This is a genomic window from Limnothrix sp. FACHB-1083 (assembly GCF_014696485.1).
Lineage (GTDB): Bacteria > Cyanobacteriota > Cyanobacteriia > CACIAM-69d > CACIAM-69d > CACIAM-69d.
Map to the genome: position 1 here is coordinate 439880 of NZ_JACJQD010000003.1, position 14199 is coordinate 454078.

Here is a 14199-nt window from a genome sequence, read left to right on the forward strand (position 1 = left end):
CCCGGGCCCACAGTCACCAAGGGCAATCAACCGAGAACCAACTTCAGGGCCCCCGCTGCCCTTTGCATTTGCGACCAGAACATCGCTCCAGCTATACCGATGATCCAGTGGCGGAGTCGCTGGCGGAGGGGTCGGTGATGACGGCGGAAACCGCGCAGCCGGCCCCATGGAGTGCCGTGGCGGTTGCCGATGACGGCACGATCGAGCGACAGGCTGGGAAAACCTATGGAGAAGTGATGGCGATGGATCCTCGGGAAGGATCAAGCGTGGGGCAAGGGGAAGCGGGCAACCATGGCCGATCGCGCTGGTTAGACAGGGGCCCCGAAGGTGATCGGCCGTCCCCGATCGACCCTGAGCATGGCGCGGAATCCGAGAGCGCTGGGCGGTTGGATCAGGTCGATCCGGTACGGACTGAGTTGAATGAGCATTCCGGCGCGGATCAGACGGATTTAGGCGATCGGGGCAATTGGGATGATCCCCGCTCGGCCGTTGATGGCAACGGAGCCGCAGCCCCCGCCAGTGATTCCCTGTCTCGATCGCGCTTGGATCAGTTGTTTGATAGCTCACCCACGGCTGCTCCCAGCGAACCATCGGGCGATTGGGGGCCGCGTTCTGGCATCCGTCCTGATGTCCGTCCTGGCATCTCAGATCGGCGATCGGGCGATCGGGTGGGGCCCAGCGATCAAGATTTGAACCATGGCCCGTCGGATCCCAAGTTAGATGCCAATCGGTTGGATCACGGTCTAGGCCAAGATTTAGCTCAAGACTTACATCAGCCCCTGGATCCAGAACTTTCCAACTCCTTGGCGGAGGAGCTGGCGGAACTCTTGGAGCCGGCCATCGATCGGTTGCGGCCCTTGGAACCGACGGAACCGCCCACGACTCCCCTCGGGCCGATCGTGCCGGTGGTGGTGGATGATGCGGATCCGGGGCCAGCGTTATATACGCCGCTGCAACCCCCAACCCCGATCGTGTCTCGATCGGCTCCCTTGCCGGTTTCCCATCGCAGCCAAGCCCTGGATTTGTCCTCGGCGGAACTCCTGGGGCGATCGCCCTTGTCTTTTCGGATTTTGGAGAGCCAGTCGGGCCCGGTGCGCACCCAAATTGCGCCAGACACGGCTACCTGTGCCGCCTGTCTGCGGGATTTGCACGATCCCGACAGTCGGTACTATCACTATCCCTTCGTCAACTGCACCCATTGCGGGCCGCGGCTGACGGTCATTCGCTCCCTGCCCTACGATCGGGTGCGCACCAGCATGGTCGGGTTTCAGCTCTGTCCCGACTGCCAACGCGATTACGATAATCCGGGCGATCGTCGCTTCCATGCCCAGCCCACGGCCTGCCCGGAATGCGGGCCGCGCATTTGGTTTGAGCGACCCAGCCAGCAACGGCCGATTGTGAAGGATGAGCAGGCGATCGCCCAGGCGGCAGAAGCCATTCGCCAGGGAGCGATCGTGGCCATCAAAGGCTTGGGCGGCATCCACTTAGCCTGCGATGCCACCCAGGAAGCCGTGGTGCAACGGCTGCGGGCCCGCAAACATCGCCCCCACAAGCCTTTGGCGGTGATGGCCCGCAATTTGGAGTCCGTGCGGCAGTTTTGCGTAGTCAGTGATCACGAGCGATCGCTCCTCTTAGGGGGGGCTGCCCCAATCGTGCTGCTCACGATCCGCGATCCCCATTATTTGGCCCCGTCGGTGGCTCCTGACATGACGGAGGCGGGGGTGATGTTGCCCTACTCCCCCCTGCACCATCTCCTGATGAGCGCGGTGGATCGGCCCATTGTGCTGACCAGCGGCAACCGGGCCGGCAATCCCCAATGCATTGACAACCACGAAGCCCATCTGCAGTTGCAGTCGATCGCCGATGCTTTTTTGCTCCACAACCGATCGATCCTGAATCGGGTGGATGATTCGGTGGTGCGAGTGTTGCCCACTTCGGTGCAGGTGATTCGCCGATCGCGCGGCTACGCTCCCAGTTCCATTAACCTGCCGCCGGGCCTCACCAACAGCCCGCCGATCTTGGCCCTGGGCAGCGATCTGAAAAACACCATTTGCCTCTCGCGGGACGGACAAGCGATCCTTTCGCCTCACCTTGGAGATTTGGACTCGCCCGCCTGCCTCCAGGCCTACAGCATCGCGATCGCGGACTTGCGCAACTTGTTTGACCACCGCCCCAGCGCGATCGCCGTGGACTTGCACCCGGATGGCCAAGCCGTGAAGGTGGGTGAATCCTTGGCCAAGGCCTTGGAAGTGCCGTTGTTGCGCATTCAGCACCACCATGCCCACATTGCCGCCTGCTTGGCCGATAACCAATGGGGATTCGATCGCCCGCCCGTGTTGGGCATTGCCCTGGATGGATTCGGTTGGGGCAGCGATGGCACGGTTTGGGGCGGCGAGCTGCTGTGGACAACCTACGAGCAATATCACCGAGTCGGGGCCCTGTGGCCGGCACGGTTACTGGGGGGCAACCGCGCTGCTCAGGAGCCTTGGCGCAATCTATACGCCCAGTTCCACGCCACGGGCCTGCTCGATCGGGTGGACTCCGAAAAGTGGTTTGCTCAAAAGCCGCTGAATCTGCTGACGGGCATGGCCCAAACGGGTTTCAACAGCCCTTGGTCTTCATCCTGCGGACGGCTGTTTGATGCGGTGGCGGCCTTTTTGGGCTGTGCGCCCGACTGCTTGAGCTATGAAGGGCAAGCGGCGATCGCCCTCGAAAACCTAGCCCGCCAAGCTTGGGATCAAGATCAGCAGGCCTACCTGATCGAGCTGCGATCGGAATCGCTGCTGTGGCTGCATCCCCAAGCCCTTTGGGAAGCCCTGATTTTGGATCGGGCCCTGGGGCTGCCCGAGGCGGTGATGGCCCTGCGGTTCCATCGCGGCTTGGCCCAGGCTTTGGTGCAAGCGGCCCAAACCTTGAAACAGCAGGGATTGCACTTTGGGGCGATCGCCTGTGGTGGTGGAGTCTTCCAAAATCGGCTGTTGTTGCAGTGTTTGGAAGCCGCCCTGATGGCCAGCAATCTGCACGATCCGTTGCTGTTGCCGCAACAGGTTCCCGTAAACGATGGGGGCTTGGCGTTGGGGCAAACGGCGATCGCCGCCGCTTGGCTCCAGTTGGGCCATGTTTAGGGACTCGGTGATCCTGTGCTGGTCGCCAATGGGAATCACCGGGAATCACGAGCTATTCAAATCACAAGCCATCAAAATCACAAGCCATTCAACGCCAGCCCTTAGGAGTTATTGAGAGGTTTCAGGATGTGTTTAGCGGTTCCGGGCCAAGTGGTGGCCATTGTCAGTGGAGATCAACAGCTAGCCACGGTTGATTTGAGCGGTGTTCGGCGATCGGTCAGCTTGGCCTGTTTGGTCACGCCCGATCGCCCGATCGAGCAGTGGGTGGGGCGCTGGGTGGTGGTTCACGCGGGTTTTGCCTTGGAAGAGTTAGATGTGGCCGCAGCCACGGAAACCCTGACTTGGATCGATCGCCTGACAACGCCCGCGTGATTCAGTTCCCGCGCGATCCAATTCCCGCGCGATCCAATTCCCGCGCGATCCAGTCTGCCTGTCTCAAACCCTGTTCCAGAAACTGTGCCTTAAGAAGTCATTTCGAGAAGTCATTTCAAGAAGTCATTTGCTGAAGCAGTCATTACCCAAAAGCCGTTTGAAGAGCCGTTTCAGGAGTTTGCGATGAAGTTTGTGACGGAATTTCGTGATCCCGCGTCGGTGGCGGGGTGGGTGCGGGAAATTGCCCATTTAGCGCAACGGCTCGATCGCCCCGTGGCCCTGATGGAAGTCTGCGGCGGCCAGACCCACACCATCTTCAAACATGGCCTCGAAGCCCTGCTGCCGGAAACCGTGGAGCTGATCCATGGGCCCGGCTGTCCCGTGTGCATCATGCCTCGGGGCCGAATTGACGACGCGATCGCCCTGGCAGAACAACCGGGCATGATCTTTGCCACCTTTGGCGATGCCCTGCGAGTGCCCGGGGCGCGGGGCAGCCTGATGCAGGCCAAGGCCCGGGGTGCCGATGTGCGCGTGGTCTATTCGCCCCTCGATGCGCTGACCTTGGCCCAAACCCATCCCGATCGGCCCGTGGTCTTTTTTGGCTTGGGCTTTGAAACCACCGCTCCCGCCGTGGCCATGACCATCCTGGCGGCGGCCCGCGCCCAGCAAGCCAACTTCAGCGTCTTTTGCAACCATGTGCTCGTTGTCCCGGCTCTGGAATTTCTACTCCAGGCCAGCGGCTTGCGTTTGGATGGGTTCATTGGCCCCGGCCATGTGAGCGCCGTGATTGGCACTGATCCCTATCAAGCGGTGGTCGATCGCTATCAGAAACCGGTGGTGGTGGGAGGCTTTGAACCGATCGACCTGCTCCAATCGATTTGGATGTTGCTGTTGCAGTTGGTTGAAGGGCGCTGTGCCGTGGAAAACCAATATCACCGGCTGGTGAAGCCCGAGGGCAACAGTCCAGCCCTGGCCGCCCTGGCCCAGGTGTTCACGGTGCGAGAGCAATTTGAGTGGCGCGGTTTGGGATCCTTGCCCCGATCGGGTTTGGCGATCGCTCCGGCCTTTGCGGCCTTTGATGCAGAACAGCGCTATTGCCTACCCAGCCAAGCCAGTGAGGATTCACCCGTTTGCCAATGCGGCCTCATTTTGCAGGGCAAGCTCAAACCCTGGGAATGCAGTGCCTTTGGGCGCGGTTGCACCCCTGACCATCCCCTAGGCGCTTGCATGGTTTCCTCCGAAGGGGCCTGCGCTGCCTATTACAAATACGGTCACGGGGGCCCCCGATCACCCATGGCTGCACCCCGCAGATTTGCCGAAGCGTCCGCCCGCCCCCCGCTGCAATCAGAATTGGCCCGATAGCTGCATTGGCCCGATCGCCGTGATTTCCGCCCTCACCTCCTGATGCTATGGCTTCTTCTAATCATCCGTCCGATTCCCTCGCCACCCCCCCATCTAACGTGCTCGAGTTTCAACAGCCCCAGCACCGCACCCGATCGAACGACGAAGGCTACATCACCCTGGCCCACGGCAGCGGCGGCCGGGCCACCCATAACCTGATCACTGATATTTTCCTAGAAACCTTTCACAGCGATGCCCTCAATGCGCTGGATGACAGTGCGCGGCTGGACTTAGCCCTGTTCATGGCCCGGGGCGATCGGTTGGCCTTCACCACCGATTCCTTCGTGGTGGATCCGCTGTTTTTTCCCGGCGGCGACATCGGCAGCCTGGCCATCAATGGCACGGTGAATGATTTGGCCGTGACCGGGGCCCAGCCGCTCTATCTCTCCTGTGGGTTCATCATTGAAGAGGGCACCCCGATCGCCCTGCTACGCCGCATTGCCCAGAGCATGAAACTGGCCGCCGACACGGCCCGTGTCAAGGTGGTGGCCGGCGACACAAAGGTTGTACCTCGGGGCAAAGGTGACCAGATTTATATCAACACCGCCGGGGTGGGCGTGGCGCGATCGAACCAAGTGCCCGGGCCGCGCTACCTGCAACCGGGTGATGCCATTCTGCTCAGTGGCCCCATGGGCGACCATGGCACGGCTATTTTGTTAGCCCGAGGAGACTTGGCCCTCGAAGCGGACATCACCAGCGATTGCCAGCCCCTACATGATCTGGCGGCGGCCCTCTGTGAAGCTTGTCCCACCGTGCGGGCCATGCGCGATGCCACTCGGGGCGGCGTGGCGGCCGTGCTAAATGAATTTGCCCAAACCAGCCGCGTCAGCATGGTGCTCGAAGAGGCGGCGTTGCCTGTGCGGCCGCCCGTGGCCGCCGCCTGTGAAGTGTTGGGTCTCGATCCTTTGCACATGGCCAACGAAGGTCTGTTGGTGGCGGTGGTTCCGGGGGAATTTGCGGCGCGGGCCCTGATGGCCATGCAAATGCTGCCGGAAGGGCGGGAGGCCTGTTTGGTGGGCCATGTGACCAAGGCGGATCCACCAGTGGTGATTTTGCAAACGCGCTTTGGTTCTGAACGAATTATTGAGTGGCCGATGGGCGATCCCTTGCCTCGGATTTGCTAGGGCCGATTTTGCGAGGGCCGATGGATTCGGGCTAATTGGTTTGAGCTAATTGGTTTGGGCTAATCGGGGCTAATTGGTTTGAGCTAATTAGTTTGAGCTAATCGGTTCGGGCCGATCGAACACAGGAGAAAGGCAATGCACGAACTAGGCATTACTCAGGAACTGGTGCGGTTGGCGCTGGCCCAGGCCCAGGGGGCCCCCATCCGCCGACTGGGTTTGGCCGTGGGGGCCCTGTCGGGCATTTCCACGGAGGCGATCGCCTTTTGTTTTGGCCCCTGCGCCATGGGCACGGCCCTGGAGGGGGCGGAGTTGGACATCACAATCGTGCCTGGCCGGGCCCGCTGCCACCATTGCGGCCGAGATTTCCCCCTGGATGATGTGGTGGGGATTTGCCCCCATTGCAACAGCTTGGATTGGGCGATCGAGGCGGGCCAAGATTTGATTTTAAAAACCTTGGAGATCATCCCATGTGCGTAACCTGCGGTTGTGATGAGGGGGCATCGGTCACGATCACCAACCTATCCCACAGTGAGCGGCCCCAAAGTAACCTGTCCCAAAATAAGCTGACCCAATCCGAGGCGATCGACCCCGCCTTGGGCCACTCCCCGATCGGCTCCGATTGGCACAGTCACCAACATCCCGATGGCTCAGTGGTGGTGCATCGCCACGGGCCCGAAGCAGCCAGCCCCAGCCATGACCATCACCACCATTCCCATCCTCACCATCACGACCATCCCCAGGCCGGTTTGGATCATCACCTAGCCGATCGCCCCTCTCTGACGGCAACGGATCCGGTCACCCAAACCCTGCACCTCGAAGCACGGCTGCTCGACAAAAACAACCAACTGGCCGCCGCCAACCGCCAATGGTTCCAAACCCAGGGCATTTGGGCCCTGAACCTGATGAGCGGGCCCGGGGCCGGCAAAACAACGCTGCTGGTGAAAACCCTGACGGATTTGGCCGATCGAGTCTCCTTCGCCGTCATTGAGGGGGATCAGGCCACCTTGAATGATGCGGAGCGGGTGCGGGCCACCGGTTGCCCCGTGGTTCAGGTCAACACGGGCACGGGTTGCCATCTAGACGCGGCCATGGTGCAAGGAGGCTGCCAGCAACTGCAACCGCCACCGGGCAGCATTTTGGCGATCGAGAATGTGGGCAACCTGGTTTGTCCTGCGCTGTTTGACTTGGGAGAAGCGTCCCGGGTCGGGATTTTTTCGGTCACAGAAGGTGAAGATAAACCCCTGAAGTACCCACACTTGTTTCGGGCCTGCGATTTGGTGCTGCTGAGCAAAATCGATTTGCTGCCCTACTTGCCCTTTGATCTAGACCGGGCGATCGCCGCCGTGAAGCAGGTGAACCCCAAGGCGCGAATTTTGCCCCTCTCGTCTCTGACCGGCGAAGGGTTGGCCGACTGGTACGACTGGCTTTTGGCTCAACGCGATCGAGCCTGTCCTGTGGCCACCGCCGATTTGGCTCCCTAGGGCAACATCAATGCGCCCGCCGGTCGGTGGTTTGGGGGGCAGGGTTCCAAGCGCAGGCCAAACACCGCCGCAAACTGTTCTGCCACCACCGATCGCACCTGGGCCACCGTCAATCCAGGCACAAAATCTGCCAATCGGCCCACGGGGCGATCGGCAATTCCACAGGGCACAATTTCCCGAAAGCCCGCTAGCTCACAATCCACATTCAGAGCAAAGCCGTGCAGGGTCACCCAACGGCTGACCTGAATCCCGATCGCCGCCACCTTGCACCCCTCTAGCCACACCCCCGTCAGGCCCGGCAGCCGTTCCGCACCCAAGCCCCAAGTCCCGATCGCCCGAATCAACACCTCTTCCAACTGGCGCAGATACCAATGGAGATCCGGTTGGTGGCGGCGCAAATTCAAAATCGGATAGCCGACCAACTGCCCAGGGCAATGGTGGGTCACCTCACCCCCGCGCTCAATGGGCACTAACGGCACGGGATGGGTTGCGGGGTCAAACCGCACAAAGGCGCGATCGGCCCCACGCCCCAGGGTATAAACCGGCGGATGTTCCAACAGCATTAACCCATCGGGCAGCGTCGGATCCGCGATTCGATCGGCCTGCCACTGGCGCTGCCAACCCCAAGCCACTTCGTAAGCTGTGGTTTGCAAATTCAGTTGCCAACAGGGGGCGATCGGCCCGGCACTTTCCCCATTGGTTTCAGTAGCAGCATCACAGACCATAAACTCTAGCCGAATGCCCTAACCATAAAGCCCTAACCATAAAGATTGAGAATTGCCAAGGGGAGTTTGGTGATGGTTTGTGGGGAATCACTGAAGAAAAGGTCAAGAATCATCAACAGATGCAAAAGATTTTAAAGGAAATTCTTCCCCCGATCCCAAAGTGCTACGTTGAAAGTATCACCCATCTCGAAGGGGAGGAAGCTCTATGAAGCTTGTCATCCAGGGTAAAAACATCGAGATTACCGATGCACTGCGTGACTATGTTCAGCAAAAAATTGAAAAGGCCGTCAGCCATTTTCAACACTTAACTCTTGAAGTGGATGTGCACCTGTCGGTAGCTCGCAACCCCCGGATTGATTCTAACCAAACGGCTGAGGTGACCATTTACGCGAACCGCACAGTTGTTCGAGCTGAAGAAAGCAGCGAGAACCTGTATGCCAGCATTGACATGGTTGCTGACAAAATTGCCCGTCAACTTCGCAAGTATAAGGAAAAACATCAAGAACGTCGCCGCGAGCCGGTGAAGACCGCAGAAGTGCTGGGCGAAATGCCGGTCGGAACCATTATTCCGCCCCGAGAACCCGAGTTGCCGGCGGATGTGGTGCGGACGAAATACTTTGAAATGGCCCCGATGACGATCGCGGAGGCCCTGGAGCAACTGGAGCTGGTTGATCACGATTTCTTCATGTTCTGCAACTCAGAAACGGGTGAAATCAACGTGATTTATGAACGGAACCATGGCGGTTACGGCGTGATTCAACCCCGCAAGGCCCAACGCTTTGCCGAGAACTCTTCCGCTGCTTAGAGGTTGCTTGAAAAGCATCGGGAAGCACTTGCTAAATATCTGCTAAATACCATAGCCCCTTGTCCCTAGGGGCTTAAGCTCCTTGTTGTAGATCGAGTAAGCTGCCTACCGGATCTAGCTTTTTAAACACCCGCTGAGGCTGAATTAGCCACCTGAAGATTACTCCTTCATGAGTAATTGATTCAGTAGCAATTTGTTGAACGATCCTTGGACAATTCAGACTTGCGATTAGGGTCTGTTGAGTATCCTATGCCACCACAATTTTGACTGCCTCAAGCCTTGGGACATCCTGATTTTTGAAGCATTTTCCACTCTTGTAAAACAAAAGGCGGTACGGGAATTTCTGCCTGATCAGCATCACCGACGGGAATGGTTAATCGCAAAATACCTAATTGATTTAACCGACCTGCTACGGAATCAAATTCATATTCTCCGGTGTTGAGGGCTAATGAATCGATCGGGAACTGATCCGCAAGCTGGGCAACGGCCCCTGTGGAATTGGTGACGATTAAAGATCGATCGCGATTGACCTGCAAACTGGGAAACCCAACCACCCGCAACCGAAATCCTGTTGTGGGTGGTTGTCCGTTGGCCGCTTCGCCAAACAACACCAATTGCCAACTGCGATCGCGCTGATCTCGCAGGGACTGCAACGATCGACACAAGACCCGATCGCCCGGAAGGGGATAGGGATGCAGGCTCGCCATCGCGGGTTCCGGCATTAGCCCCCAACCCCAAAGCACAACCGCCAACAACAACCCCAAGGCCTTGCCTAACGCAGGCCAACCCATCCACCACTCGGGCAATTGGGGCGATCGAACGTTTCCCTTGCTTGTTTGGATATTTTGACTCTTTTGGCGATTCATAATGCTTTCCCAAATTCTCATAATTCTTCTCAATTCTGTGGAGTAACTCTTTCGGGCGATCGTGCTAGTCTAAATTCGTGTACTGCAATCAATGCGTTGATAGCAATTCAGCAACCCCAGCAAAGAAATCCAGGTCAAGAAATCCAAGCCAGGAAATTCAAGCCAGAAAACCCAAGCCAAGATTTCAGCAACCTAAAATCAGCAGCGTCAAGTCAGCAAACGCCAAACCAACTGGCTATCTGGTAAATGTTCGGGCAAGTTTTGGCCCTGGCGCTGAACCCGATGGGGGCAGCAAAATCGCCAACAAACTCATGGCCCACCGCTGCTTTCTTAGCTTACCGATCATCTTCAAAATTCAGCATATTCAATCCAAGGAGTCACTATGACCGGTCGAGGCGGTCGCCGTCCGGGCGCGGGTCGTCCCAAAGGCACAGGTAAATATGGCGAACCCACCAAAGCGGTTCGACTGCCGATCAGTTTTGTCGATCGCCTGCCGGAACTCCTGGCCCAATGGCAGCTTGATCAATTGGAAACGGAAGCCATCGCCGATGGCCGGCTCCAACGCATTGAAGACCACCCCACGCCACCCCTGCGCCTCTATGAAATGCCGGCGGCCGCTGGGTTACATGCCTTTGCGCCCCAAGAGGACACGGAACCCGACGCGATCGACCTGAACACCTATCTCAGTCGGCATCCCAGCGAGTCTTTTTTGGTGCGGGTCACGGGGGACTCCATGATCGGCATTGGCATCTATCCCGATGACATGCTGGTGATTGATGCCTCCGAGGCGGATAACGCCCAGACGGGACAAATCGTACTGGCGTTGGTGGATGACAAGGTAACGGTCAAGCGGCTGCAAGTGCTGGATGGTCGCATTTTTCTGCATTCCGAAAATCCGATCTATGCCCCCTTGCAAATCACCGAAGGGATGGTGTTTAAGATTTTGGGGATTGTGGCCAGCGCCATTCACCAATTCCGCTAACTGTTGATTAACCCAGAGCAATCTGATCCTAGTCTTCTGAGACCGGGGCCCGGTGACGCAAAAAATCTTGCAGATCCTGAGGGCTGTTGCAGTTGCGCAAGGTAGCCGCCTCCAGCGTCGTCAGCGGTAGATAAATGGCTCGCTGTTCCGTCGCCAGTTGGTCTAACCAGGCCTGAAACGATCGCCCGCCTTGATCAATAAAAGTCCGCAGTTGGGGCGCGATCGCGGGTCGATATAGCCCACACAGGGGTTCCCAACCGCGATCGGTGCGTGGAACCAGCGCCACTTGCTTGGAACTGAGGGCGTGGCGGCGATCGAGCCAGGAACGACAAACGGGCCCATCCAAACAGGGCAAATCGCAAGCCAGCAGCCACACCCAGTTAATGTCGGTTAGGTCTCGGGCCGCGCGATCGAGCAACTCTGAAAAAGCCAACAGCGGCCCCCGATCGGCCACCGACTCCCGCCACCAATCCACCGGCAAGGCAGCCGTGGCGGGATGGGTTTGGTAGCGTTCCGGCCAGGGCGAAAAAATAATTGGTCGGCGTTCCGTCACCGAAATGGCCACCTCACAAACCCGATGGAGCATGGGCTGTCCGTTCCAAGGCAGCAACACCTTGTCGCGCCCCATTCGGCGACTTTGACCACCTGCCAAGATTGCTGCCTGAATCATGAGTGCTTATCCACCTGCGGGCCATGGTTCTCAGTGATGAGCACAATGCTCCCGGGCCATCCCTGAGTCTCCAATTTACTTTGCCAGGCGGACGGCATACCACTGCAAGAATCGATCGGGGCCCAAGTCCAGCTCGCAGGCTTCTTCAATGAGCGATCGCACCCGCGCTTCCGTGGTGGTCAACCGTTGCAAGTCACGCGGCAGGCGATCGCCCAAGGATTCCACCACGCCGGTCAGTTTTTCGCGCAACTCCTCCACGGACAAAATCACCTCGGGCTGATTGGTTTCGAGCACGACAAAATATTCATTTTCTTGATACAGCATTGCATCAGCCATTGATCGTTTCTCCTGCTCGAAAAAACCGTTTTTACCGTCCCAAAATGCAAAGGGCGCACGGCGGTGCGCCCCTACCAATCATCCCAAAACTCTTGGGGCAAGGGGCTTAAGTCCCTTGTCTGGTGCTGGCTTGGATTGGTGATCTGATCTAAATTCCAGCATGACCCATGGCTAGGCCAGCCACCAACATTCCTAACACCAAAAAGGGCTGAGCACTGGCTTGATATTTCACATCATTCTTCAGCGGATCGCGCAGGAAATACATATCCTGGAACACGATTTGCGGAATGATCAACAGACCCAAAATTGAGGCGTACAAATTCTCATGCAGGCTGACCAAATAGCCCGCAATACCGATTTGGAAGGTGTCGATCATGGCCACACAAATCCAAGCGGCCGTGCCAATGCCGAACATCACAGGCAGGGATTTCAGACCCAAGGTGCGATCGCCCTCCACGCTCTTGAAGTCATTGACGATCGCAATGCCCAAGCCCGCCAAACTATAGATCAGCGTCACCACCGCCACCGTCGGCGTGAGCGTGCCAAACAGCGCCTGGCCCGCCCACCAAGGCAGGGCGATATAGCTCGCGCCGAGGGCGTAGTTACCGAGCCAGCCGTTTTGCTTCAGCTTTAGGGGCGGTGCGGAATAGATATAGGAGACGATCGAACCGCCGATCGCTAAGGCCGTGATGATTGGGAATTCGTGACCCGACCAGCGATCGAGGATGTAGGCCACGCCGATGCCCCCGAACAGCAACACCAAAATTTGCGTCACCACCTGCGGAATCGAAATTGCGCCGGAGGGAATCGGGCGATAGGGTTCGTTGATCGCGTCAATTTCCCGATCGTAGTAGTCGTTGATCGTTTGGGTGTAGCCCGTCAGCAACGGCCCCGACATCAACATACAAAGCGCCGATTTCAGGAAATTCTCCAGCGTCCATTCATAATGCCCCGAGGAAGCCGCCCCGCAGACCACGCCCCAAATCAGGGGAATCCAGGTGATCGGCTTCATCAATTGCAGGCGAATTTTCCAAATATTGGTTTCCCCGCTGGCGGCTCCCTTCATCCCCAGCATTTGCCGGGTCTTGGAGCCGCTGTCTTCGGCGGGGGTGGGCGTTTCGATCGCCTCGGTGTTGGGTTCGGTGGTCATGGTTCGATCGATGGGTTGGATCTTGCTTGTCGTTGGGAGCCATGGTATCGCGTCTGCTCTCCCACTCAACCCGCCGTCAGCGTGGAATTAAAGAACAAGACTGCCGATTGTTGCCACACAAACTGCGCCCAATTCCTATTAATACTAATTGCGCTAGAACGGAGGAGCGCCTGATTTGGTGTTGTAATCGGACGTAATTCTTCACGCAATTTGGATTGGATGAGATCGATCGCCCTATGGCTGAGCCTCCCCCACCATCTTCTTCAGAGTCATCACCCAATGACTCCTCTAATCCCTTGTCAACTCACCGTGAACTGCCATCCCTTGCTGACAGCATGGCAGCACAGACCCAGCCTAAGCACCTGTCACCGACGCGATCGCCCCCGAAAGCGACAGCCTCTCCCGCTGGTATTGCGGCTCCCCCACCAGAGCAGAAACCAACCGCTCCATGGGTCATGTTTTTGGTGCGCTTTTTAGCAGGGGCGCTCTTTGGGCCGCTTTTAGCCATTACCTTGGGCGTTGTTGGCGGTGCAACAACCGGCAGCAGTTTGCTCACAATTATGCTCGTGTCCGGCAGCATCATCGGCTTAATGTCGGCAATTGGCGGAAAGAGCTTTTGGATGTTCCTGTCGCGCTGTTTGCGGGTCATCTTTTTCATGCGTTGATCACCCTTCGAGATCACCATGCTGTTTTCTTGCAAAAACAACAAACAAGTAGGGGCGTACGGCGGTACGCCCTCCGCCAGGGTCTCTCGTAGATCTCGCGTATCGGAGGGCGCATGGCGATTCGCCCCTACGGGAATCGATCGGGTTTGTCCGTTTCGCTGCTGTTTGTTGGCTGAGCGATCGGGGGCATTTCAGCCCAACAGAGCCGTAATTTGACCCAGCAAACCATTGATAGCACTCGATAGGCTGGGAAGAATTTGGGATATGGCTTTAAAAAAGCCAATCGATTTTTCGGCGGCTTCTTTATCGCAGAAAAATCGTAGGGTGCATGGGAGCAAGGCCCAATGGTCACGAAACGCTGCATTTGTTCTCCCATGCACCGAAAATCGATCGCCACCCAACCGATCGGGAATCGTCGTTGCAAGCGTGACGGGTGGCGGTGCATGGGAGATGAATGGGGATTGTTATGGCCTGCCAAGCTTTCTCCCATGCACCCT

At 58.0% G+C, this 14199-nt stretch carries 14 protein-coding genes; 9 read left to right on the top strand and 5 right to left on the bottom strand.

Annotation, left to right across the window (positions count from 1 at the left end):
- Positions 1–242 precede the first annotated feature (242 nt).
- The 6 genes from hypF to hypB all read left to right on the top strand — a co-directional run bounded on the left by hypF (position 243) and on the right by hypB (position 7503).
- Complete coding sequence (hypF, locus tag H6F46_RS06065) at positions 243–3125, top strand: carbamoyltransferase HypF (protein ID WP_370567092.1); 2883 nt, start codon at positions 243–245, stop codon at positions 3123–3125.
- Positions 3126–3251: 126 nt separating this feature from the next.
- Positions 3252–3497: a HypC/HybG/HupF family hydrogenase formation chaperone gene (locus H6F46_RS06070; protein WP_190353934.1), complete on the top strand. Its 246-nt coding sequence runs from the start codon at positions 3252–3254 to the stop codon at positions 3495–3497.
- 183 nt (positions 3498–3680) lie between these two features.
- Positions 3681–4859: a hydrogenase formation protein HypD gene (gene hypD, locus H6F46_RS06075; protein ID WP_099533377.1), complete on the top strand. Its 1179-nt coding sequence runs from the start codon at positions 3681–3683 to the stop codon at positions 4857–4859.
- A gap of 47 nt (positions 4860–4906) precedes the next feature.
- Positions 4907–6022 carry a hydrogenase expression/formation protein HypE gene (gene hypE, locus H6F46_RS06080; RefSeq protein ID WP_190353935.1) on the top strand — a complete coding sequence of 372 codons (1116 nt, stop codon included), beginning with the start codon at positions 4907–4909 and terminating at the stop codon, positions 6020–6022.
- Between the two features lie 135 nt (positions 6023–6157).
- The gene (locus tag H6F46_RS06085) at positions 6158–6499 is read left to right on the top strand and encodes a hydrogenase maturation nickel metallochaperone HypA (protein WP_099533379.1); all 342 of its coding nucleotides are present in this window, start codon (positions 6158–6160) and stop codon (positions 6497–6499) included.
- Positions 6490–7503, top strand: a complete 1014-nt coding sequence (hypB, locus tag H6F46_RS06090) for a hydrogenase nickel incorporation protein HypB (protein ID WP_190353936.1) — start codon at positions 6490–6492, stop codon at positions 7501–7503. The genes H6F46_RS06085 and hypB overlap by 10 nt, the downstream gene beginning before the upstream one ends.
- Here the strand turns inward: hypB and lipB are convergent.
- On the bottom strand, positions 7500–8228 hold the full coding sequence (gene lipB / locus H6F46_RS06095) for a lipoyl(octanoyl) transferase LipB (protein WP_190353937.1): 729 nt from the start codon (positions 8226–8228) through the stop codon (positions 7500–7502). The two genes, hypB and lipB, sit on opposite strands and share 4 nt — an antisense overlap.
- Positions 8229–8433: 205 nt before the next feature.
- On the opposite strand from lipB, the gene hpf reads away from it, so the two are divergent.
- The gene (gene hpf / locus H6F46_RS06100; RefSeq protein ID WP_099533382.1) at positions 8434–9033 is read left to right on the top strand and encodes a ribosome hibernation-promoting factor, HPF/YfiA family; all 600 of its coding nucleotides are present in this window, start codon (positions 8434–8436) and stop codon (positions 9031–9033) included.
- 272 nt (positions 9034–9305) lie between these two features.
- On the opposite strand, the gene H6F46_RS06105 is transcribed toward hpf, so the two are convergent.
- Positions 9306–9920 carry a DUF3122 domain-containing protein gene (locus tag H6F46_RS06105; RefSeq protein ID WP_190353938.1) on the bottom strand — a complete coding sequence of 205 codons (615 nt, stop codon included), beginning with the start codon at positions 9918–9920 and terminating at the stop codon, positions 9306–9308.
- Between the two features lie 361 nt (positions 9921–10281).
- On the opposite strand from H6F46_RS06105, the gene H6F46_RS06110 reads away from it, so the two are divergent.
- Positions 10282–10881 carry a LexA family transcriptional regulator gene (locus H6F46_RS06110; protein WP_099533384.1) on the top strand — a complete coding sequence of 200 codons (600 nt, stop codon included), beginning with the start codon at positions 10282–10284 and terminating at the stop codon, positions 10879–10881.
- A 28-nt stretch (positions 10882–10909) separates the two neighbouring features.
- Here the strand turns inward: H6F46_RS06110 and H6F46_RS06115 are convergent, their stop codons facing one another.
- The 3 genes from H6F46_RS06115 to chlG all read right to left on the bottom strand — a co-directional run bounded on the left by H6F46_RS06115 (position 10910) and on the right by chlG (position 13037).
- Entirely contained in the window at positions 10910–11551 is a 642-nt protein-coding gene (locus tag H6F46_RS06115; RefSeq protein ID WP_190353939.1) for a molybdenum cofactor guanylyltransferase, read from the bottom strand.
- A 75-nt stretch (positions 11552–11626) separates the two neighbouring features.
- On the bottom strand, positions 11627–11887 hold the full coding sequence (locus H6F46_RS06120; RefSeq protein WP_099533386.1) for a chlororespiratory reduction protein 7: 261 nt from the start codon (positions 11885–11887) through the stop codon (positions 11627–11629).
- 148 nt (positions 11888–12035) lie between these two features.
- Complete coding sequence (chlG, locus tag H6F46_RS06125; protein WP_190353940.1) at positions 12036–13037, bottom strand: chlorophyll synthase ChlG; 1002 nt, start codon at positions 13035–13037, stop codon at positions 12036–12038.
- Positions 13038–13273: 236 nt separating this feature from the next.
- Here chlG and H6F46_RS06130 point away from each other — a divergent pair, with 236 nt between their 5' ends.
- Positions 13274–13702, top strand: coding sequence for a hypothetical protein (locus H6F46_RS06130; RefSeq protein WP_190353941.1), 429 nt, complete (start codon positions 13274–13276; stop codon positions 13700–13702).
- Positions 13703–14199: the final 497 nt, after the last annotated feature.